The 21,296-nt window shown below is 59.8% G+C and carries 18 protein-coding genes; 9 read left to right on the top strand and 9 right to left on the bottom strand.

The window, feature by feature from the left end; all coding sequences use genetic code 11:
• Nucleotides 1-114 precede the first annotated feature (114 nt).
• Together AS026_RS06160 and AS026_RS06165 are read left to right on the top strand one after the other, a co-directional pair.
• On the top strand, nucleotides 115-1,644 hold the full coding sequence (locus AS026_RS06160; RefSeq protein WP_062368993.1) for an FGGY-family carbohydrate kinase: 1,530 nt from the start codon (nucleotides 115-117) through the stop codon (nucleotides 1,642-1,644).
• A 2-nt stretch (nucleotides 1,645-1,646) separates the two neighbouring features.
• On the top strand, nucleotides 1,647-3,281 hold the full coding sequence (locus AS026_RS06165; RefSeq protein WP_425349764.1) for a GMC family oxidoreductase: 1,635 nt from the start codon (nucleotides 1,647-1,649) through the stop codon (nucleotides 3,279-3,281).
• Nucleotides 3,282-3,495: 214 nt separating this feature from the next.
• On the opposite strand, the gene AS026_RS06170 is transcribed toward AS026_RS06165, so the two are convergent.
• Genes AS026_RS06170 through AS026_RS06180 form a run of 3 tightly spaced genes read right to left on the bottom strand, consistent with a single transcriptional unit; the run spans nucleotide 3,496 to nucleotide 6,706 of the window.
• Nucleotides 3,496-4,362 carry a TIGR01459 family HAD-type hydrolase gene (locus AS026_RS06170; RefSeq protein WP_062368994.1) on the bottom strand — a complete coding sequence of 289 codons (867 nt, stop codon included), beginning with the start codon at nucleotides 4,360-4,362 and terminating at the stop codon, nucleotides 3,496-3,498.
• Nucleotides 4,359-5,642 (bottom strand): FGGY-family carbohydrate kinase, encoded by a 1,284-nt coding sequence (locus AS026_RS06175; protein ID WP_062368995.1) that lies wholly within the window; start codon nucleotides 5,640-5,642, stop codon nucleotides 4,359-4,361. Before AS026_RS06175 ends, AS026_RS06170 begins: the two co-directional genes overlap by 4 nt.
• Complete coding sequence (locus tag AS026_RS06180) at nucleotides 5,639-6,706, bottom strand: class II aldolase/adducin family protein (protein WP_062369107.1); 1,068 nt, start codon at nucleotides 6,704-6,706, stop codon at nucleotides 5,639-5,641. The genes AS026_RS06175 and AS026_RS06180 overlap by 4 nt, the downstream gene beginning before the upstream one ends.
• Before the next feature lie 176 nt (nucleotides 6,707-6,882).
• Between AS026_RS06180 and AS026_RS06185 the strand changes: the two genes are divergently transcribed.
• The 6 genes from AS026_RS06185 to AS026_RS06210 all read left to right on the top strand — a co-directional run bounded on the left by AS026_RS06185 (nucleotide 6,883) and on the right by AS026_RS06210 (nucleotide 13,602).
• Entirely contained in the window at nucleotides 6,883-7,656 is a 774-nt protein-coding gene (locus AS026_RS06185; protein ID WP_018856003.1) for a DeoR/GlpR family DNA-binding transcription regulator, read from the top strand.
• Nucleotides 7,653-9,059 (top strand): FGGY-family carbohydrate kinase, encoded by a 1,407-nt coding sequence (locus AS026_RS06190; RefSeq protein WP_062368996.1) that lies wholly within the window; start codon nucleotides 7,653-7,655, stop codon nucleotides 9,057-9,059. The genes AS026_RS06185 and AS026_RS06190 overlap by 4 nt, the downstream gene beginning before the upstream one ends.
• Entirely contained in the window at nucleotides 9,056-10,618 is a 1,563-nt protein-coding gene (locus AS026_RS06195; RefSeq protein WP_062368997.1) for a sugar ABC transporter ATP-binding protein, read from the top strand. Before AS026_RS06190 ends, AS026_RS06195 begins: the two co-directional genes overlap by 4 nt.
• 22 nt (nucleotides 10,619-10,640) lie before the next feature.
• Entirely contained in the window at nucleotides 10,641-11,615 is a 975-nt protein-coding gene (locus tag AS026_RS06200) for an ABC transporter permease subunit (RefSeq protein WP_245307374.1), read from the top strand.
• A 65-nt stretch (nucleotides 11,616-11,680) separates the two neighbouring features.
• A complete protein-coding gene (locus AS026_RS06205) occupies nucleotides 11,681-12,619 on the top strand; it encodes an ABC transporter substrate-binding protein (protein WP_029792295.1) in 939 nt (312 codons plus the stop codon).
• An 83-nt stretch (nucleotides 12,620-12,702) separates the two neighbouring features.
• Nucleotides 12,703-13,602: a sugar phosphate isomerase/epimerase family protein gene (locus AS026_RS06210; protein WP_062368998.1), complete on the top strand. Its 900-nt coding sequence runs from the start codon at nucleotides 12,703-12,705 to the stop codon at nucleotides 13,600-13,602.
• 249 nt (nucleotides 13,603-13,851) lie between these two features.
• Here the strand turns inward: AS026_RS06210 and AS026_RS06215 are convergent, their stop codons facing one another.
• The 6 genes from AS026_RS06215 to AS026_RS06240 all read right to left on the bottom strand — a co-directional run bounded on the left by AS026_RS06215 (nucleotide 13,852) and on the right by AS026_RS06240 (nucleotide 20,325).
• Complete coding sequence (locus tag AS026_RS06215; protein WP_062368999.1) at nucleotides 13,852-14,598, bottom strand: ribonuclease activity regulator RraA; 747 nt, start codon at nucleotides 14,596-14,598, stop codon at nucleotides 13,852-13,854.
• A 22-nt stretch (nucleotides 14,599-14,620) separates the two neighbouring features.
• On the bottom strand, nucleotides 14,621-15,784 hold the full coding sequence (locus AS026_RS06220) for a mandelate racemase/muconate lactonizing enzyme family protein (RefSeq protein ID WP_062369000.1): 1,164 nt from the start codon (nucleotides 15,782-15,784) through the stop codon (nucleotides 14,621-14,623).
• Nucleotides 15,785-15,817: 33 nt separating this feature from the next.
• Nucleotides 15,818-16,915 (bottom strand): ABC transporter ATP-binding protein, encoded by a 1,098-nt coding sequence (locus AS026_RS06225; RefSeq protein ID WP_062369001.1) that lies wholly within the window; start codon nucleotides 16,913-16,915, stop codon nucleotides 15,818-15,820.
• An 11-nt stretch (nucleotides 16,916-16,926) separates the two neighbouring features.
• Nucleotides 16,927-17,817 (bottom strand): carbohydrate ABC transporter permease, encoded by an 891-nt coding sequence (locus AS026_RS06230; protein ID WP_062369002.1) that lies wholly within the window; start codon nucleotides 17,815-17,817, stop codon nucleotides 16,927-16,929.
• Complete coding sequence (locus tag AS026_RS06235; protein ID WP_082728457.1) at nucleotides 17,814-18,773, bottom strand: carbohydrate ABC transporter permease; 960 nt, start codon at nucleotides 18,771-18,773, stop codon at nucleotides 17,814-17,816. The genes AS026_RS06230 and AS026_RS06235 overlap by 4 nt, the downstream gene beginning before the upstream one ends.
• A 73-nt stretch (nucleotides 18,774-18,846) precedes the next feature.
• Nucleotides 18,847-20,325, bottom strand: coding sequence for an ABC transporter substrate-binding protein (locus AS026_RS06240; RefSeq protein WP_062369004.1), 1,479 nt, complete (start codon nucleotides 20,323-20,325; stop codon nucleotides 18,847-18,849).
• A gap of 210 nt (nucleotides 20,326-20,535) precedes the next feature.
• On the opposite strand from AS026_RS06240, the gene AS026_RS06245 reads away from it, so the two are divergent.
• Entirely contained in the window at nucleotides 20,536-21,246 is a 711-nt protein-coding gene (locus AS026_RS06245) for a GntR family transcriptional regulator (RefSeq protein WP_062369108.1), read from the top strand.
• Nucleotides 21,247-21,296: the final 50 nt, after the last annotated feature.

The following is a 21,296-nucleotide window of genomic DNA, read 5'->3' on the forward strand; positions in this document are numbered from 1 at the left end:
CCCTTCATCCGGCCCTTCGGGCCGCCTTCTCCCAGATGGGGAGAATTGGGGATCGGCGCTAGGCATTCGGCTAAAAACCACGCAAGACTGACAGAACCTTGGGAGGGGTTCGCAATGGCAAAATATCTGCTGGGGCTCGATGCCGGAAACACCGTCATCAAGGCGGTGATCTTCGATCTCGAAGGCCGGGAGCTGGCGCATGCCGGGGAGGAGGGCCATAGCCGCATGCCGTGCCCCGGCCATGTCGAGCGCGATCTCGGCGAACTCTGGGCCAATGCCAAACGGGTGATCCGCACGTGCCTCGACAAGGCAAACATTGCTGCCTCCGATATTGCCGCCATCGGCTGCGCCGGCCATGGCAACGGCCTCTATGCCCTTGATCGCGATGGCCAGCCGCTGATCGCAATCCAGTCCCTCGATACGCGTGCAACGGGACTTGTCGAGGAATGGGCGGCTGAAGGGGTCGGTGACCGCACCGCACCGATCGCCCGCCAGCGCCCCTGGCCATCCCAGACGCCGACGCTGCTTGCCTGGCTGAAACGCCATCGTCCCGACCTCTTCCAGCGCATTGGTACGGTTTTCTTCTCCAAGGATTTCGTCGTCAACCGGCTGACCGGCAGCCGCGTCAGCGAGGTTTCCGATATGTCCGGCGCCGGCCTGCTCGATCTCGCCGCGCGTCGCTACGACACGGCGCTGATGGCCGCTTACGGCCTTGCCGAGAGCATGCACATGCTGCCGCCGCTGATCGAAAGCGCCGATATCGCCGGTCATGTGACGCAGGAGGTCGCGACTGAGACCGGGCTTGCGGCCGGCACGCCGGTCGTCGGCGGGCTGTTCGATGTCGTCGCCTCCGCGCTCGGCTCGGGCGTGTCGCGCACCGGCAGCGCCTCGATCATCGCCGGCACCTGGAGCATCAATCAGGTGATCATCGATGGTCCCGACCTTGATGGCCCGGTTTTCATGTCCTCCACCTTCGACCGCAGCCGCTACATGGCGATGGAAAACAGCGCCACGTCGGCCGCCAATCTTGAATGGCTGGTTCGGGAATTCTTCGAGGACGGGCATCCAGAAGGCGTCTCGCCCTTCGATGCGGCTTGCGCGCTCGCGGCTGCGGTCACGCCGGCAGCGGATGATCCCCTCTATCACCCCTATCTCTATGGCGCCCAGCAGAACGGCCATGCGCGGGCCGGTTTCTATGGCATGGCTGGCTGGCACACCAAGGGGCATCTGATCCGGGCACTTCTGGAAGGTGTCGCCTTCGGTCATCGCCAGCATATCGAGACCATCCGCAAGGCGGGTGCGAACTTCGAGGAGGCGGTGCTCTCTGGCGGTGGCTCGCGCAGCAGGCTCTGGCCGCAGATATTTGCGGATGTATTGGGTGTTCCCGTCACTGTTGCCGTGTCGCGGGAGACAGGGGCGCTCGGGGCTGCGATTGCGGCCGGCACGGGTGTCGGGCTGTTTGCCGATTTCATCGAAGGCGCCACCGCCATGGTGCGGACCGATCGGCACTATCAGCCCAATGCTGTGCTTTCGGACCACTACGCCACCCGTTACAGGCTTTACACGGATATTAACGAGGCGATGACGCCGCTGTGGCGGCGGCTTTCGGAGGCCCAAAGTCTCGCAACAGGAGTTGCAGCGTGATCATGCCCATGAATGAAGCGCCCCTGAACGAAGCGCCGATGGATGAAGGCGTTTACGATTTCATCGTCGTCGGTGCGGGGTCGGCCGGCTGCGTGCTGGCAAACCGGCTCTCGGCTGATCCGAGAAACCGGGTGCTGCTGATCGAGGCCGGCGGCTCGGATCGGTATCATTGGGTGCATGTGCCAATCGGTTACCTCTATTGCATGGGCAATCCGCGCACCGACTGGATGATGAAGACGGCAGCCGAGGCCGGCCTCAACGGCCGGGCGCTCAACTATCCGCGCGGAAAGGTGCTTGGCGGCTGCTCCTCGATCAACGGCATGATCTATATGCGCGGGCAGGCGGCGGATTACGACGGCTGGCGGCAGGCAGGCAATGCCGGTTGGGGCTGGGATGACGTGCTGCCCTGGTTCCTGAAATCGGAGGACAATTATCGCGGCAAATCGGCCTTACACGGAGCGGGGGGCGAGTGGCGCGTCGAACGCCAGCGGCTGTCCTGGCCGATCCTCGATGCCTTTCGCGATGCGGCCGAGGAACTCGGTATTCGCAAGACCGGAGATTTCAACGGCGGGGACAATGAGGGGTCCGGCTATTTCGAGGTCAATCAGAAGGGCGGCCTGCGCTGGAACACGACGAAAGCCTTCCTGCGCCCGGCGATGAAGCGGGTAAACTTGCGCGTGCTGACAGGCGCGGAAACCGAGCGGCTGGAATTTGACGGCAAAGCTGTATCCGGCGTGCGCTTTCGCCTCAATGGCCGCTCCTGTGTCGCCCGCGCGTCGCGAGAGGTCATTCTCTCTGCGGGTTCGATCAACTCTCCAAAAATTCTGGAGCTTTCGGGCGTCGGGCGGCCGGATGTGTTGTCGAGCCTCGGCATTCCCGTGCATCATGAACTCCAGGGTGTCGGCGAAAACCTGCAAGACCATCTGCAGATCCGAACCGTCTTCAGGATCGAGGGCGCGCGCACGCTGAACCAACTTTACCATAACCTGTTCACCCGAGCCGGCATGGCCTTGCAATATGCGATCAGCCGTTCAGGTCCGCTGTCGATGGCGCCAAGCCAGCTCGGGATCTTCGCCAAGAGCGATCCGTCCGTCGCTACCGCCGATCTCGAATATCACGTCCAGCCTCTCAGCACCGACCGGCTCGGCGAGCCGCTGCATCCTTATCCTGCCGTGACTGTCTCCGTCTGTAACCTCCGGCCGGAAAGTCGCGGTACCGTGCATATGACGACACGCGATGCCTCGGTCGCCCCTGAAATTCGTCCCAATTATCTTTCGACCACGGGCGACAGGCTGCTCGCGGCAAACTCAATTCGCCATGCGCGCAGCCTGATGGAAACGACGGCTATCTCCCGTTTTCGACCGCAGGAGATGCTACCCGGCCGGGAATATCAGAGCGATGACGAGTTGATCCGGCGTGCAGGTGATATCGCCACCACGATCTTTCATCCTGTCGGCACCTGCAGGATGGGAAGCGATCCGATGGCGGTGGTGGATGCGAAGTTGCGCGTGCATGGGCTTGAGAAGCTGCGCGTTGTTGATGCCTCGATCATGCCGACGATCGTGTCCGGCAACACGAACTCCCCGGTGATCATGATCGCGGAAAAGGCAGCGGAGATGGCGCTGAGGATGCAATAGCTGGATGATGTTTTCTTTGATCCGACTATCTCGCCGCCTGACGATCACGGCTCGCCTCGGGCATCAATAAGAACTCCCGAAAGTGCCTTGCCGGTACACCTTCCGGTACCGGAGATCTTCGAAATTGACACAGTTCACGATGATTTGGAGTATTGTGTCGGCAGTCTGTGTAAGGCCGATTTCGTCAAGCACCAGACGTCATTCGCGGCGGCTGTCAGCGGCCGCCTGGCTGACGGCACCTTCCTGCCGGGGCAAATTCGTGCATGAGATAGGTTGGAACCGCCTCGCAGCTTTTCATGAGCGCGAATAATTCCTTGTCGGACTTGCTCGCCAGTATTCCGGTGCGCACAAGTACCGATGCGAGTCCGACATTGGCTGCGCCTTTGATATCGTGCTCGATACTGTCGCCGATGCAGACGACCTTTGCTCGATCAAGACTGCCCCATACTGACATGGCGTGGCTGTAAATTTGATGATACGGCTTGCCGATCCACTGGACCTTGCCCCCGAGTTCCTCATAGATCCTCGCGATTGCTCCCGCGCCGGGTGCGTTCTTGCCGCCTGCCAGCTTGTGAATGTCAGGATTTGTGCAGATGCAAGGCGTGTGATTGGCCGCTGCGGGTTCCAGCATGCGCCGGTATACATCGAGCGCTATGCGTTCCGCCTCGCTGCCCGAGATGATAACGAGATCGGCATCATTCGATCGAGACACAGTCGTCAGATCAAGACGGTCCGCAAGGTTTTGGTCATCGCCGCTGGAGATTGTGAAAGCGCGCATCCCGCGCCGAATGTCCTCAGAACGGGACAGAATATCAAAGGCGACGTCGCCCGACGTCACGAACCGCTCAAACAGGCCACGCTCGAAGCCGAGGCGAACGAAACGTTCGGCATTATAGTCGCCACTTCGCCCGGAGTTGGAAAGCACGATCACCCGCTTGCCATTCTCTTTCAGCCTCCGCAACGCTACAGCGGCGCCTCCATAGGCGCCCTCGTCATCACGCAACACGCCAAACTGATCGATCAGGAAATAGTCGTATTGATTGATCAGGTTTGCGAGCGATGTCTCTGGAAAAGAGCTCATTGGTTCTTCCTTTGCCATTGAAGAATGAGCGCTGCGGTGCCGATTGCAGCCTCCGTCGACTTCGAAGGCGTAAAAGCGATACCAAGTGCGGCTTGCCGCATGCGTGTCCACGTCGGATTCTTCGAGCCGCCGCCAACGGTTCGGACCGATTTCAGCTGCGCGGCACCAAGCTCAACCAGCCTGTCATATCCCAGCCGTTCAATTGCCGAGATTCCTTCAAGCACCGCCTGGAAGAAAATTGCGTCATCCTCCGGGCGAGGCTCCAGGCGAGGGGCATAATCCGGATCGCTGAAGGGGAAGCGTTCACCGCGTTTAAGTAACGGATAGAAGTGCAAACCCGTTGGTCGCGAGACATCAAGGCGAGCCGTCAACTCGGCGAGGCGGTCATCTCCGAACAGTGATTTGATGACGGCACCACCCGTGTTGGAGGCGCCGCCGGGGAGCCAGAAATCGAGTACCCTGTGCGAGTAGATACCATATTGAGGTGCGTTGATCGGCCGTTCGGAAGCGAGCTTGAGGACGAGCGTGGAGCCGAGCGCGGTAACGCCATCGCCGATCTGCGAGGCGCCGGTTGCCAGAAACGAGGCGCAGCCGTCGGTCGTGCCGGCGTGAAAGCGGCAAGTCGTTGCAAAGCCAAGCTTGGCAGCGAAACCTTTGACGCGCGAGAGCGCAGCACCGGCACGGTAGACCTTGGGAAGCAGCTGACGATTAAGGCCGGCCATCTCAATCCAGTCCGGCCATTTTTCCCGTTGCAGGTCGTAACCGGTCTTCAAGGCATTGTTTTCGTCTGTTGCTGCTTCGCGCAGACCGAGCTTCAGCAACAGCCAGTCGGCCTGATGAACGACCTTGGATACACCTGGCTGACGGGCAAGAAAGATTGCTCGCGCAAGAGCCGAGCTCGCGCCTTTCGCTGGGCTGTCGGCCGGCGCATGCCGGGATATCTGTTCGACAATATCGCCATCGGGGCAGTTATCATTGTACATCAACGGCGCGCCCACCGGTTCGCCCACGCGATCGAGCGCAAGAACGGTTCCGGATGTTCCGTCGATACCGATTGCTCCGACGGATGCAAGGCTTGCTTTTGCCGCAAGTTGCGCGAGCGCGGTTGACGTTCTCTCCCACCATATGGAAGGGGTGCGGCCTTCCTCAGCGGTGAAAAACGGAGTGCTGGCGAGAGCAACAACCTCACCGTTGTCGGAAATTGCGGCCGCGCGTACGCCGGACGTGCCGATGTCGATTCCTATGACAGTTGCGGGCAATGGATTGGGCGAGCTTGTCACGAGGTCACGGCTCCGCGGTCAAGCGCCTGCCTGTACTGCTCAGCCTCCCAGTTTGTCAGCTCGTATTCGTCCGCTTCGGATAGATAGTTGACATCGGAATCGTCGGGGATGCGTGCTACGACTTCTGCAAGACATCGAGCCATCGCCTGGCCGCCAGCCGTCAACTCGTTCGACAAGAGTACGCCGGAGCCAGGCACGATGATCATTTTCGGCGGGCCTTCTCCTGTCAGTGCCAAGCTTTCGAGGTAAGCGCTCAAGGATTGGTCGGCGTCCAGGAGGCCGATCTTCACGCCGAGGAAAATCACGTGATCCGGATACATCGAACCGGCTGTCGCCAGCCGGACGCTTTCCTGTGAGAGTGCTAGCTGATGGCTCTCGATGTCGTTTGCTGGAGAGTAACTGCTATCCCGGCTCAGCCGCTCGAGTGTCTCGATGGACGGAGAGGGAACTTGCCGTTCAGGCATTTCCAGTGCAGCGGAGACCTGCTCGATGCGGCGCGCAATCTCGTCAATGGTGGCCCCGGCAATGATGATGCCGTGATTGTACAGGACTAAAACGTCGGGACGCGTTGTGGCCGCCAAGTCGACCTCGCGGGCAAGCGGCGTGCCGGGGCGCCTGTAGGGAACCGTCACCCAATTCAACCCGGTCACGTCCAGCCTTGCTTTCAGGAGCCGATCGCGATCTTTCAGAACCGAGAGCGCGATCGAGTTGACGCAGTGGTAATGCGCGACGACTGCCTGGGGCAAGGCCGCGTGAAAGCTCGTCTCGATGGATGGTCGCAGGCCGCTGGTATTCAGTGACGCAATAACGAAATCGGTGGCCTTTTCGGCGCGTTGGTCGCCTTTGCGAAGGGCTTGGACGAGCGGCGCGACACGGACCGGCACCATGATATCGCGATCCCCGGCCTGAGCGAGCCAGGTGCCGGATGCTTTGACCCACATGGTATCGCCATCCTTGAGCGAGGTATTCCCGCCTGCTCCCTGAGTTTTGAGGATGTCGGTTCCGATCTGCTTCGACAGCGCCAGAAACCGGTTGAACTCGCCCTCCGAGCTACCTACCGCCATCAAGACCTCCGCGTTTGAGATGATCAACTCACAATAATGAGCGAATTTTTCCCCGATCGTAGGTAAGCGATTGAATATCGTCAATGATGAAGTTTTTGCGTCACCTTTGACTTGCGGATGGGGTTTCGTTGTGATTATCTTTAATCATCGGCGGGGAGCGGCCGGGAGGAAACACAGTGAACGATGCCAGCCGGCATAAACTCATCACCGACCTTCTTCGCGAAACACCGTTCGCCTCGGTTCGCGACCTGCAAGTCCGCCTCGGCGTTTCCCCGGCGACCATCAGACGCGATATCGACAAGTTGCACGAAACAGGGCGAGCCAAGAAGGTCTACGGAGGGATCTCGGCTTTCGAGGTCGGCGGCCGGCTTGCGGCCCGACCATACGACGAGAATCGCGATATTGCGGTCGAGGCCAAGCGCGCGATAGCGCAAAAGGCCGCCTCGCTGGTGCGGGACGGTGACTCTATTATCGTTCATGCCGGTTCTACCTGCTTTCAGCTGGGCGTGCTTCTGGCTCGCCGCAACTTGCGCATCTATACCAATTCGATGCCTCTTGCTGCCTATCTCGGCGAGCACGGCAGCTGCCATCTCAGCCTTTCAGGCGGCGAACTCTATCGCGAGCCGGGGATCATTCACGATCCGGCTTCGGGTGCGCCCGATTACTTCGCTTCGCGATTCTTCGTTGGCACGCAAGGCATCGATTCACAGGGGCTTTTGGAGTCACACCCGCTGCTCGTCAAGGCGATCGGCGAGCTCAGCACCTGCGCTGATGAAGTGGTGCTGTTGGCAGACAGCCGAAAGTTTTCCATTCAGCCACGTAATCTGGCTTTGACGCTGTCGCGCGTCGGAACGATCGTGACCGACGACGGTTTGTCCGACGCAAACGCCAAGATGCTTGAGAATGCCGGTGTGACGATCCTCATCGCAGATGTCGGAGGCGTCATTTGACAGAGCATTGTCCAGTTGCGGTCTTTGACCTCGGAAAGACCAATTCGAAGCTGTTCGTCATCGACGCCAAGGGCGACGTCGTAGCGGAGCGACGCGCCAAGCCGGTGTGGCGCGACCACGGCGACATTCGTGTCCTCGATGACGAAGCTCTTTTTTCCTGGATGCAGGACGAGCTCAGCCAGGCCGTCGAAGCGCATGGCGTTCGCCATGTGACGTTTTCCGCGCATGGCTGCACGTTCGCGCTGATCGGAAAAGGCGAACTTTGCCATCCGATCCTTGATTACGAACAGGAGCCTCCGGTATCGGTCGCAGCCAGGATCGATCCACTCATTCCACCGTTTTCTGAAACCTACTCACCCCGTCTGCCGCTGGGGTTGAACTACGGCCGCCACATTCTGTGGCTTCAGGAAAGGGATCCGAGCACGCTCGACGCTACCGATGCGATCCTTGCTTACCCTCAGTTCTGGTCATGGAAATTCTCTGGCCGCGCCGCCTCCGAAGTGTCCTATCTCGCTTGCCATTCCCATCTTTGGGCACCGTTGGCCGATGACTTCAGCAGCCTCGTCGACCAAGAGGGTTGGCGCGCGAAAATGCCTGATCTTGTGCCAGCAGGTTCGTCACTTGGGACATACCCCGTCATGGCAGCAGGCGAAACGGTGGAGGTTATGGTCCACAATGGTGTCCATGACAGCAATTCCGCACTGTTCTACTACAGGTCCGTCGGCTTTGACGATTTCACGCTGATCTCGACCGGCACCTGGGTGATTATCTTCAATCAGGCGTGCCCTTTGAATGCCCTCGATCGTGAGCGCGACATGCTCGCCAATGTCACGGTAGACCATGCACCTGCCGCAACGATCCGGTTCATGGGTGGTCGCGAATACGACGTGGCAAGCCAAGGCTGGACAAAGCCGATCAGTATCGAAGCGGTGGAAGCGGTCATCGCCAAGGGAAGCTTCGCCCTGCCGTCTTTCGCCGCTGGTGGGCCGTTTCCGGGTTCAGAAGGTCATTTCCTCGGACCAGCCGTTGAGGGCGAGGAGCGGGCGGCCGTGGCGTTGCTCTACGTGATCCTGATGACGGATTTGTCACTCGATCTTATCCGTTCGCAAAACGACATTGTGATCGACGGCGGCTTGGTCAAGGCCGACCTCTATGCACCATTGCTTGCGGCCTTGCGGGATCAGACCGTCTTTATCAGTGCAAATCCCGAAGGCAGCGCCTTCGGGGCGGCTGCGCTCGTATTTCGCCAGTCCAATGTCCGGCCCTTCAAAAATGAGTGTGAGCGTATCCGTGCCGTCGAGATCGCCGGCCTTGGCGACTACAGGCGGGAATGGAGGCGACGTGCGATAGAGCTGAGGCGTGACGTGTCGCAGCCGGCCATGCTGAGCGAGGGGATCCGATGAACCCAGTTGTAGCATCGTCCACGGCCACTGCTCCCGTTCTCGAAATGCAGAACATCAGCAAGACCTTCGGCAATACGCGCGCACTGACGAACGTCTCCTTGACCGTGTATCCCGGTGAAATTCATGCGCTGATGGGTGAGAACGGCGCCGGCAAGTCGACGCTGATGAAGGTTCTCTCCGGTGCTTACCTCGCGGATCCCGGCGGCACGATTCTGGTCAGCGGCCGGCCGGCGGTCACCGGCGACCCGATCAAGGCCAGAGCCAACGGCATTGCGGTGATCTATCAAGAACTGTCGCTCGCTCCCAATCTGACTGTCGCCCAGAACATGTTTCTCGGGGAAGAGCCGTCACGTCTGGGGTTCGTCGACCGCGCGGATATCAGGAAGCGCGCCGAGCCCATTCTAAAGCGCCTCGGCATCGGCTTTTCTCCCAATCAGCTTGTGTCGTCCCTTTCCTTGGGCGAGCGTCAAATGGTCGAAATTGCCCGTGCTCTTACCACGGACGCGCGCATCATCGTCATGGACGAACCGACGACATCGCTGACGAGTCGGGAAACCGAAAAGCTTTTCGAGGTGATCGCCAGCCTCAAGGCGCATGGAATTGCGATCATCTACATCAGCCATCGCATGGAAGAAATCTACGCGCTTGCAGACCGCGTCAGCGTGCTTCGCGACAGTGCCTATGTTGGAACGCTGAAGCGCAGCGAACTGTCGGCCGAGCGGCTCGTCGCCATGATGGTCGGCCGCGACCTGTCGTCGTTCTATAAAAAGGAGCACCGCGCTGCCGCGCACGATCGCCAGGTCGTGCTTGCCGTCAAGAATGTGGGAGACGGGCGGCGCGTGCACGATTGCTCTTTCAATGCCTGTGCCGGAGAGGTGCTGGCCATCGCAGGCCTTGTCGGTTCAGGCCGCACGGAGCTTGCGCGGCTGGTCTTCGGTGCGGACCACAAGGCCACCGGTGTCGTGACCTTGAACGGTCAGGAGCTTTCGCTGCGCGGCCCCCACGATGCGCTCAATGCCGGGATTGCCTACCTCACCGAGGATCGCAAGGCACTTGGCCTGTTCCTCGACATGACGATCAACGAGAACATCAATGTCGGTGTGATCGCCAAGGATGCGCGACCAGGCGGGTTCCTCGATTTCGGCAAGGCGAAGAAGCGCGCCGATGACGCCGTTTCGTCCCTGTCGATCCGAACGAAGAGCACGTCCATCAATGCCGGGGCCCTGTCGGGCGGCAACCAGCAGAAGGTGTTGCTGGCGCGCCTTCTGGAGACCAAGCCGCGGGTGGTCATCCTTGATGAGCCGACGCGCGGCGTCGACGTCGGTGCGAAGTCGGAAATCTATCGGATCATCGACGAGCTTGCCGAAAGCGGAATCGCCATCATCGTGATCTCAAGCGATCTGCCCGAGGTGATTGGTATCGCCGACCGCGTGTTGGTGATGCGCGAGGGACACATCGCCGGCGAGGTCGTCGCATCGCCGGACCGACCGATCGAGCAGGAGACCATCATGGCCCTTTCGACCGGTCCGGTCGGTCGAGACACAATGAGCGCGACATAAGAGAGAACCTGAAATGAGCGCAATGCAGAGCGGACAGACAGCAACAGACAGGATGAGGCTGAGGTCGACCTTGACCGCCCTTGGTATGTTACCCGTCCTCATTCTTTTGGCCGTCGGCTTTCATCTTCTCAGCGGTCGCTTCCTGAGCGTCAACAATCTGTCGATCGTCATGCAGCAGGCGTCAATCAACACCGTGCTTGCGGCCGGCATGACATTCGTGATTCTGACGGGCGGCATCGATCTTTCCGTCGGATCGATCCTTGCCGCCTCAGCCATGGTCGGTGTCATCGTTTCGCTGTGGCCGGATGTCGGCATGCTTGGGATTCCCGCAGCAATCGCGGTCGGACTGGGATGCGGCCTCATCAATGGAGTTATCATCGCGTTTTTGAAACTCCCGCCCTTCATCGTCACGCTGGGTTCGCTAACGGCAATGCGCGGTATTGCCCGTCTTCTCGGCAACGACACGACCGTCTTCAATCCCGATCTGCCCTTCGATTTCATCGGCAATGGCAATCTGTTCGGTGTGCCATGGCTGGCGATCATCGCATTGGTGACGATCCTGGTGTCCTGGGTGATCCTCAAGCGGTCGGTGCTCGGAACCTGGATCTACGCTGTTGGCGGCAATGTCGAGGCTGCACGCCTCACGGGCATCAAAGTGCCGCTGGTGCTTTTGTTCGTCTATTCGATGTCGGGCCTGCTATCGGGCCTCGGCGGTGTCATGTCGGCGGCCCGCCTGTACGCGGCAAACGGATTGCAGCTTGGCCAGGCTTACGAGCTCGACGCGATTGCAGCCGTCATTCTCGGCGGTACCAGTTTCGTCGGCGGCGTCGGGTCGATCTGGGGCACGCTGATAGGGGCTTTGATCATCGCTGTCCTGTCGAACGGTCTCATCCTCGTCGGGGTTTCCGACATCTGGCAGTACATCATCAAGGGACTTGTCATCATCGTTGCCGTCGGGCTCGACCGCTACAGGCTGAGAGGGCTTAGCCGCACCTGAGCTGCGGCTGAAGGAACCGGGTTACCGGATAACAAAGGCGCAGGAGGCGCCATAAGGAGGAAAGCATGCGCATGATCTCTAAACTGCTCACCGCCACCGCGCTCGCCGCGGCAATTGCAATGCCGGCCGCGGCAAAGGATCTTCAAAAGATCGGCATTTCGGTCGGCCTCCTGGGCAATCCATTCTTTGTCGCGACCATCAAGGGCATTGAAGACCGAGCCAAGGAAATCAATCCGAATGTTCAGGTGACCTCCGTTTCTGCCGATTACGACCTCAACAAGCAGGTTTCGCAGATCGACAGCTTCATTGCCGCCGGCGTTGACATCATCATGCTCAACGCTGTCGACGCCAAGGCAATTGCACCGGCCGTCAAGAAGGCTCAGGCCGCCGGCGTTATCGTCGCCGCCTTTGACGTATCCGCACCCGGTGCAGACGTCACCGTCATGACGAACAACGTCAAGGCAGGCGAAGAAGCCTGCCAGTACATCGTCGACAAGCTCAGCGGCAAGGGCAATGTTGTCATCATTAACGGCCCGGCCTCGTCCTCGATCCTCGATCGCGTCCAGGGTTGCAAGAACGTCCTGTCGAAGAGCCCTGACATCAAGATCCTTTCTGACGACCAGAACGGCCAGGGATCGCGCGATGGTGGTCTTGCTGTCATGCAGGGACTGCTGACGCGCTTCGACAAGATAGACGCCGTTTTTGCAATCAACGATCCGACCGGCATTGGCGCAGAGCTTGCCGCAAAGCAGTTGAACCGGAACGAGTTTTTCATCACCGCAGTCGATGGCGCTCCTGATATCGAAAAGTCGCTCGCCAGCGGCAACTCGATGATCAAGGCCTCCGCTTCGCAGGATCCCTACGTCATGGCCGGCGACTCGCTGAAGATGGCCGTCGACGTCCTGAATGGCAAGAAGCCGGCCGAAACGACGGTGCTTCTCGACCCGAAGTTGATCACGGCTGAAAACCTCAAGGACTACAAGGGCTGGACGGCAGCCCGCTAAGGTCTCCTCCCGAGTGGCCCGCCGTTGCCGCGTGCACGGCGGGTCGCCTTCCCTCAATGAAAATCTCAGGAAGCGGTTTGCCCATGTCCAAGATCGGTGTCCACTCATTTGTCTGGAGTGCCGGCTCGTCGAAGGATGAGCTCGATAAAGCTCTATCGAGATCCCACGAACTTCAGTTCAAGCTTATCGAGTTTTCGTACCTCGATCCGAAACAGGTGGACGTGAAGTGGCTGGCGTCACGCATCGAGGAACTTGGCCTTGATGTCGCAATCAGCATGGGGCTGCCCTTAGAGGGTGACATCTCCAGTGAAGATCCGGCAGTTGTTGCCAAGGGCGAGGATATTCTCGACCGCGCTGTGGCACTCGTGCGCGATCTGGGCGGTACCAAGCTTGCCGGCATACTGAGCTCGGCCCACGGCAAGCAAGAACACGCGCTGACGAAGAAGGGATGGGATACGAGCGTCGCCACCCTGTCGAGAGTGGCGGATCGAGCCAAGGCTGCCGGCGTTACGCTAAACCTCGAAATCGTCAATCGCTTCGAGAGCAATATGCTCAATACGGCGGCGCAGGGGATGGCCTATATTTCAGATACAGGCGCTGCGAACGTCTTTCTGCATCTCGATACCTTCCACATGAACATCGAAGAGGCCGACGTCGGCCTTGCAATCCGTCACGCCGCGGACAAGATCGGCTATGTCCATATCGGGGAAAGCCACCGCGGTTACCTCGGCACCGGAAATATCGATTTCGCCACCATCTTCGACGCTCTCGTGGCGATCGGTTGGGATGACTATGTAACCTTTGAATCCTTCTCCACTACCATCGTCGACAAGGACCTTTCATTGAAGACGGCCATCTGGCGCAATCTCTGGGACGACAACGTTGCGCTTGCCAGGCATGCCCGTCAGTTTATCGAACTTGGGCTGGAAACCGCCAAGCGCAGGGCCGAACTGGTCAAGCAGACGCACTTGACGTGGTCATAGGAATGGGCCGCTTAACCGCATGCTCATGCGGCAGGCGCATGGAGTGACGGCTTTTCAATCGCACGAAGCGTACCCGGAACGGCTGGCTTCGCGCATAGCCGTTCTTCAGGAGGTGCGGCGCGCCAGACATAACGGTTGTCCTTTCGTCGTCTGGGCGGCTCGGTCAGGCGAAATTTGGTTCCATGCTTTTTGTGTAGACGCCGGCGATATCCGGACAAAGTTCGCCGCCCGCCTGGGGTGATCCATTGGCTAGGTCGTTCCCAAGCGATTTGTTTTGCGCCACTCTTCGTACTCTGCGCGGGCATCGTCATGCAGCGGATAGTAGCGCTGCAACGACCCGCCCTCCATGAGTTTCATTCGCGAAAACTCCTCCCAGTCGTGATGCTTTTGCGATTCTTCGATGACGCTCGCAGCCATTGCGACTGGAAGCACTACCACCCCGTCATCGTCGGCGACGATGATGTCTCCGGGGATTACCGTGACACCGCCGCAGGCAATCGGAACGTTGACGGCGTTGGGATAGATGCCGGTCTGCACATGATAGTTGGGCGTCCAGCCACGCAGCCATAGAGGCAGATCCAGCTTCTCGACATTGGGCCGGTCGCGCATGCACCCGTCGATCACGATGCCAGCGCCGCCTCTGCCTTTGAAATACGTCGACATCATATCGCCGAAGACGCCCGAGCTCATGTCGCCGCGCGCGTCGACGACGACCACATCGCCCTCCTGCACGTGATAAAGCACATGGCGGTGCAGCTGCGTCTCCGGATCTGCATATTCTCCCTCGGTGAAGAGGTCGGGCCGCTGCGGCATGAATTGAAGCGTCAGGGCCGGCCCGACGATCGACTTGCCGTGATTTTGCGGCACGGGACCGACCATGTGCGGATTGCGGAAGCCCATGTGGCCGAGCGTGCCGGAGATCGTCGCGGCGCCGATTTCCTTCAATGCGTCGATCATCTCTCTGGGCGGTCGCGTAATCTCGGGCATATGTGTCATTCCAGGCTCCCGTTGGATGAAACTACCAGTTTGTGACAGAACCGTCGCGGCGCTTCAGGTGAGGCGCTTCCCAGAAACGAAAGCTCTCTGCCTTGACCGCCTCTTCGTTGACCTCGACCCCGAGCCCTGGCAGATCGCTGACCGGATAGTCGGGGCCGTCGAGCCGTGGTTGCACGGGGAAGAAGTCGGAATTGTCGAAGCCCAGCTTTGCTTCGGGCGCCCTGGTCTCGAGCCAGGCGAAATTCGGCACCGCGGCGGCGAGATGGATGGTCGCGGCCGTGCAGACCGGGCCGAGAGGATTGTGCGGCATCAGGTCCACATAGTGCGCCTCGCTCCAGCCGGCGACCTTCATCGCCTCGGTGAGCCCGCCAACATTGCAGACATCGAGCCGGTTGAACTGATGGATGCCACGCTCGATGTAGGGCAGGAATTGCCACTTGCTGGCAAATTCCTCGCCGATGGCGAACGGGATGTCGGTCATCCTGCGCAGGGACTCGTAGGCTTCTGGTGTCTCGTCTCGTATCGGCTCCTCGAGAAAATCAAGCACGCCCCGGCCGAGCTTGTTACAGAAGCTCGCAGCCTCTGCCACCGACAGCCGATGATGATAATCGATGCCGAGGACGACCTCGTCGCCCAGCGCCTCGCGCGCCCTGTTCAGCATAGTTGCGGTCGCGGCGATCGACTCCCGCGGCTCAAAGATGTCCTTGCTGTTTTGCCCGACGGGGAAGAAGCGGATCGCCTGCCACCCTTGTGCGCTAAGTTCGCGGGCCCGTTCGATGGCAACATCGCCCTCGGCCTCGTCGCCGGTCGAGGCGAAGGTGGGAATCCGGTCGCGCTGCTTGCCGCCCAGCAGTTGGTAGGCCGGCACCCCCAGCGCCTTGCCCTTGATGTCGTGAAGGGCAATGTCGACGGCGGAGATCGCTGCCTGCAGAACGCGCCCGCCTTCGAAGTATTGGCTGCGATAGACTTCTTGCCATATCCGACCAATCTGCATCGGGTCGCGGCCGATGAGAAACTCGCGATAGTGCTCGATCGCGCCGGCCACGGCCTTCTCGCGACCGCTCAAGCCGCTCTCGCCCCAGCCGAAGATGCCGTTGTCGGTCTCGACCTTGACCAGCATCTGGTTGCGCGTTCCGACCCATACCGGATAGGGCTTGATCGCCGTGATTTTAAGCTTCGTGGTCATCCACGCCCTCGGTTCACACGCATCCGCTTGGTCTCAGTCGGCCTTGAGGGCCATTTCCGTTTCGCCGTCGAACAGATGCATCCGCTCCTGATCGAACTCGAGCCAGATCTGTTCGTCGGGCGCCACGGCAATGGTCGGCGGCACGCTGACATTGACGATGGCTCCGGACAGAAACGCCTGTACGAAGGTGACGTCCCCGGTCGGCTCCACCGTGTAGGCCTTGGCGGGGACGCTTCCAGGCATCGCACTCTTGTGCAGCCTGATCGTCGAGTGACGGGCGCCGAGCACAACTTTCCTGGTTGTTGCCCTTGCGACCTTCTGGGCGTTGATTGGCGAGAGCTCGAGGCACCAGCCCTCCGGGCTGGTCAGCACAGTGTTGCCGCTTGCCGTTGATGCCTCCAGCGGAACAAGGCTCATTGCCGGGCTGCCGACGAAGCTCGCGACAAACATGTTCACCGGATGGGCAAAGACCTCTGCCGGTGAATCGTATTGCTGCAGGAAGCCGCCATTCATCACCGCCATCCTGTCGGCCATCGTTACCGCTTCGAGTTGGTCGTGGGTCACGTAAATGACCGTCGCCTTCAGGTCCTGGTGGAAGCGCTTGATCTCCGAGCGCATCTGCACGCGCAGCTTTGCGTCGAGGTTGGAGAGTGGCTCATCCATCAGGAATACCGCCGGATCGCGAACGAGGGCGCGGCCCAGCGCCACGCGCTGCTGTTGCCCGCCCGAAAGTTCGCGTGGCTTGCGCTCGAGCAGCTGCGTCATGTCGAGCACGCGCGCTGCTTCCCTGACCTTCTTGTCGATCTCGTTCCTTGGCAACTTGCGCATCTGCAGCGGGAACGCCAGATTTTTGTAGACCGATTTCTGCGGATAAAGCGCATAGTTCTGGAACACCATTGCGATGTCCCGGTCCTTGGGGTCGAGATCGTTGACCACCCGGTCGCCGATGACGATGTCGCCAGAGGTGATGGGGATGAGCCCCGCCACGAGATTGAGTGTGGTTGTCTTGCCGCAGCCTGAAGGGCCGACGAGCGCAACGAATTCGCCGTCGTTGACCGTCAGCGAAACATTGTTGACAGCTTTGAAGCTGCCATAGGTCTTGACCAGATTCTTGAGGACCACGTGGGCCACCGGCAACTCCCCTAGTGCTTGACTGCGCCTTCCGTGAGGGCGCGTACGAAGTATCGTTGCAGGACCAGAAACAGGACCACGACGGGCACGCTCATCATGAAGCTGGCCGCCATCAGGCCCGGAAAGTCCGTTGTATTTTCCGAAAAGAAGCGCTGGATGCCGACGGGCAGTGTCAACTGCTCGTTCTTGGAGAGGAAGGTGTAGGCGTAGATGTACTCGTTCCACGCGCCAATGAAGGAGTAGATCGCCGTGGCGATGATGCCTGGCGCCGAGAGCGGCATCACGATGAGGACAAATGCCTGGAACCGCGTGGCCCCGTCGATGCGCGCCGCCTGCTCGAGTTGCACCGGGATGTTGTCGTAGAAGCCCTTGAGGAGCCAGATTGCCAGCGGCAGGCCGAATGTGAGGTAGGTGAGGATGAGCGACCCATGCGTGTTCACGAGCCCGATCGCGCGCATCAGGATGAAGAGCGGCACGAGAAAGATCACCGCCGGAAACATGTTCCGAAGCAAGACGGTGAAGAACAGAAAGTTCCGGCCCGGGAAGGTGAAGCGTGAAAAGGCGTAGGCCGCGGGAACTGCCACGATCACCGAAAGGATGGTTGTGGCGGTGGAGACGAAAAGGCTGTTCCAGAAGAAGCGAAGGAAGTCCTGGCCGACGCTGTTCTGCGGATCGAGCAGCTTCTGGTAGCTGGCAAGCGTGGGTTGGTCCGGCCACCATTGCGGCGGGAATTGCATGGCCGCGAAACCTGACTTGATCGAGGTGATCAGCATCCAGATCATCGGCAATGCGGTGTAAAGCAGCATGAACACAAGGAAGATGCGTCCGCCCCACCGCCATCCATCAATGCGCCTACGGCGGCGCGCCTGGCTAAGATGAGCAGTTTCGGCAATCGTGCTCATTCATTTCCATCCTTCTGCTCGTTGCCGCTCAGTGCGCGGACGTAGAAGTAGCCGAGCGACATCAGGATCAGGAACAGCAGCACAGAATAGGCCGATGCCACCCCCCAGCGCTGGCGGCCGAAGGCGAGTTCATAGATGTGGGTGATCCAGATATGCGATGCGTTCGACGGCCCGCCGCCGGTCATGATCCAGGGGATGATGAAGGAATTGAAGTTGGCCACGGCCAGCAGAAGGATCGTCACCGTCGAAACGTTTCTCAGGTGCGGAAAGGTGACGTGCCAGAACCGCTGCCATGCATTGGCCCCGTCGACTTTTGCGGCGCGCAGCAACTGGTCGGGAACCGTCTGCAGGCCCGCCATCATCATGATCATCGCAAACGGAAACTCTCGCCAGATATTGACGACAATCAGCGAGGGCAGCACCGTGCTGACGCTGTCGATGAAATTCGGCGGCCGGTCGGCCAGTCCGAGGCCGACAAGCACCGCGCCAATGATCCCGAAGTCCGAATGGTAGATCCACTTCCAGATATAGGACGCGGCAACCGCGCTGATGACCCAGGGAATGATCAGGACGGCGCGCAGGATGCCCCGGCCGACAAAGTCGCGATGGAGCGCCAGGGCACAGGCAAATCCGAGGACAAATGAGATGAAGGTCGATCCCAATGTCCAGATGAGAGTGTTCGAGGTGACCTTCCAGAACACCGGACTTGTGAGGATGGCGATGTAGTTGTCGAGGCCGACGTAGATCTTGTCCCGAAGCTGCAGGCCAGGCGGTGTATTGAAGAACGACAGCTCGATCGTGTAGTAGATGGGGTAGGCTATGACGACCAGCATCACAGCAATGGCGGGAAGCACGTACGCGTAGTCAGCGCGATGCTCCCACATCTTTCGCAGCACGCCGGACCTATCGGGGTGCAGTCTTCGACTAACCTCGGTCTTGCCAGTCAAGATCGTCACTGTGCCGAACCCTTGTTCTTCGGAGCAAACCGGCTGCGATCAAGGCGCAGCCGGTCAGATCGTCAGGCCCGGACTAGAGTCCGCCATCCGTCAGGTCTTTTACCTTCTTGGCTGCGTCGTCCGCTGCTTGGTCGACGGTCATGGCCCCCGTCAGGGCATTCTGCAGCATGTCCGGGACGATGATGTTCATGATCTCGGGGGACTGCGGCAGCGCCGGGAACGGGATGCCGTATGGCAGCATCGAGGTCGTGACATCGAGGAACTTGATGCTGTCCAGACGTTCCTTCATCCATTTGGTCTTGAAGCCGTTAAGGTTTCCCGGATTCGAGCCGGCATAGGCCATCTTCAGCGACCATTCGGGGCTCGTCCACATGCAGATGATAGCCTTTGCAGCCGGCTCGTCTACCTTGCCGCCCTCCACATATTCGGGCTTCAGGATATGAATGTTGGAGCCGCCAAACACGACGGCACGCTTGCCGTCCGGGCCGGTGGGAATGAGGCCATAGCGCATGTTGTCGATTACCGTCTGCGCCTTGACCTTGTCGGTATCCGTCGCCTTTTTCTGCAGGTCGAGCATGACGTTGTAGTCGGACGGGTGCGAGATCATCATGCCGAGCTGGCCAGCGAGGAAGAGGGGCTGGTTGTCGGCCTGCTGGTTGGTAAGCGCCGAAACCGGAACCGACTTGTCGCGCACATACATATCGTAGGAAGCTTGCAGTGCCGCCTTGCTCTGTGCGGAGTTCAGCTCGACCACCTTATACGTCGGGTTGGCCGTCGCTTCGTCGAAGACGCCGCCGCCATAGGCCCACAGCTGAGGCATGAAGCGGTACGGCGTATTTCCGGCATTCTTGCGCGCCACGAGGCCATAACCGGCAATGCCGAGCTTATCGTGGATCTGCTTGGAATACTTGACGACGTCGTCCCAGGTTGCCGGAGCCTTGTCCGGATCAAGGCCTGCACGCTTGAAGATGTCGGCGTTCCAGATGAACGCCATCGTTTCGTTGTTGGTGGGAATCCCGTAGGTCACCCCATCCCAGGTTACAGCCTTCATTGCGCCCGGCCAGAAATCCTCGGTCGAATACCCTACATCCTCGGGTTTGAGCGGCTGCAAATAGCCCTTCGAGGCAAACTCCGTGCCGCCGAGGATCTGCAGGCGGACCGCCATCGGTGCTGCATTGCCAAGGAGTGCGGTCCGGAACTTGTCCAGCAGGTCGTTATAGGTGAGAGCCTGTTCCTCAAGCTGGATGTTTGGATAGGTTTTGCGGAAGGTCTGGAAGAAGTCCTTGTAATACTCGCGCAGGAGGTCGGGGTCGCCCTCGAACACGCCCTGATACCAGAAAGTCAGTCGCCCCTTATAGTCGAGCGGGGTGACCTTGGCGCAATCGCCCGCCGTGTCAAAATCCTGGGTGCCGGCAATGGAGCGCACATATTGCGGCGACCACTTGCTCAAATCGATCGACGCACCGAGCGCCGACGCAGACATCAACGATATCATCAAAGCGGTTGAGACAGTGCCGCGCAGGACGGCACCTCCGAGTGAAATCCTCGTCATAGGTATCCTCCGGGTTCGCTCCCATGCCGCTCTGCCTCAAGGCGAGCGGTCTTTTGCTCCTCGGCCGCAGGACGTCTTTATCCAGTGTATGCCTTAGAGCTAATTATACGTTTTCAGATCGTCGATTGCCTGTCAACCGGCGAAATCGTACATTGTTTGGAGGAGCCTCGCGTGATATTTAAGAAAGGCGTGTATTAATTGGGGACAGTCTTGGCCGATACGAGCGATTTCAAAGCACAGCCACCCGAAGGGATCGACGCGATCGGGGCCTCCAGCGAGGGTGCCTCGCTCTATCAACTGATCAGGGAAGACATCATCGAAGGGCGGCTCGCCGCCAACGAACGGCTGGTTGTCACCGATCTCGCCCGACGTCACGGCACCTCGACCAACCCCGTGCGCGAGGCTCTGCAACTGTTGCGCGGGGAGGGCTTTGTGACCCTTGTTCCCAACCGCGGAGCGCGCGTCCGGCCGATTGATCAGGATTTTGTTCGGGACATCTACGAGATAGGAGTCTTGATCGAGCCGGCACTGACGCGATGGTTCGTCAGCATGGCGACCGTCGAAGACATTGCTGAACTCGAACGCATCCAGGCGCTGATTGAAGAGAACGACTTCGCCGACACGCTCAGGCACAGTGAGCTCGACACCGCCTTTCACACCGTAATGTACCAGAGGCACTATAACCGCCATGCCGCCGAGCTTTGGTGGAAGCATCGCGAAGTGCTTCGAGCCGTGAGCCGGCGTTTCAACTTCACACTCGCCCGGCGTGCGGCGATCCTTAGCGAGCATCGAGAGCTCATCGAGCACGTAAAGGCGGGCAACGCGAACGAGGCAGCCGAACTCATTGCGCGCCATGTCGAGGGCTCCGGCCGACACATCCTCGAACACATGCGTGCACGCAACGCCGCTCGGGCAGGATAGAAAAGATCGCCTGGAATATCGTTATCCCAACCACTTCGGATAAAGGCAGT

The sequence above is a fragment of the Rhizobium altiplani genome, assembly GCF_001542405.1.
GTDB classification, from domain to species: Bacteria; Pseudomonadota; Alphaproteobacteria; order Rhizobiales; family Rhizobiaceae; genus Rhizobium; species Rhizobium altiplani.

Coding starts and splice junctions, on each gene's coding strand:
- AS026_RS06165 (WP_425349764.1), top strand. CDS start 1,647: ATGCCCATGAATGAAGCGCCCCTGAACGAAGCGCCGATGGATGAAGGC.
- AS026_RS06220 (WP_062369000.1), bottom strand. CDS start 15,784: ATGACCACGAAGCTTAAAATCACGGCGATCAAGCCCTATCCGGTATGG.
- AS026_RS06180 (WP_062369107.1), bottom strand. CDS start 6,706: ATGGCGGTAGGTAGCTCGGAGGGCGAGTTCAACCGGTTTCTGGCGCTG.
- AS026_RS06200 (WP_245307374.1), top strand. CDS start 10,641: ATGCAGAGCGGACAGACAGCAACAGACAGGATGAGGCTGAGGTCGACC.
- AS026_RS06215 (WP_062368999.1), bottom strand. CDS start 14,598: ATGACACATATGCCCGAGATTACGCGACCGCCCAGAGAGATGATCGAC.
- AS026_RS06205 (WP_029792295.1), top strand. CDS start 11,681: ATGCGCATGATCTCTAAACTGCTCACCGCCACCGCGCTCGCCGCGGCA.
- AS026_RS06160 (WP_062368993.1), top strand. CDS start 115: ATGGCAAAATATCTGCTGGGGCTCGATGCCGGAAACACCGTCATCAAG.
- AS026_RS06170 (WP_062368994.1), bottom strand. CDS start 4,362: ATGAGCTCTTTTCCAGAGACATCGCTCGCAAACCTGATCAATCAATAC.
- AS026_RS06240 (WP_062369004.1), bottom strand. CDS start 20,325: ATGACGAGGATTTCACTCGGAGGTGCCGTCCTGCGCGGCACTGTCTCA.
- AS026_RS06210 (WP_062368998.1), top strand. CDS start 12,703: ATGTCCAAGATCGGTGTCCACTCATTTGTCTGGAGTGCCGGCTCGTCG.
- AS026_RS06195 (WP_062368997.1), top strand. CDS start 9,056: ATGAACCCAGTTGTAGCATCGTCCACGGCCACTGCTCCCGTTCTCGAA.
- AS026_RS06230 (WP_062369002.1), bottom strand. CDS start 17,817: ATGAGCACGATTGCCGAAACTGCTCATCTTAGCCAGGCGCGCCGCCGT.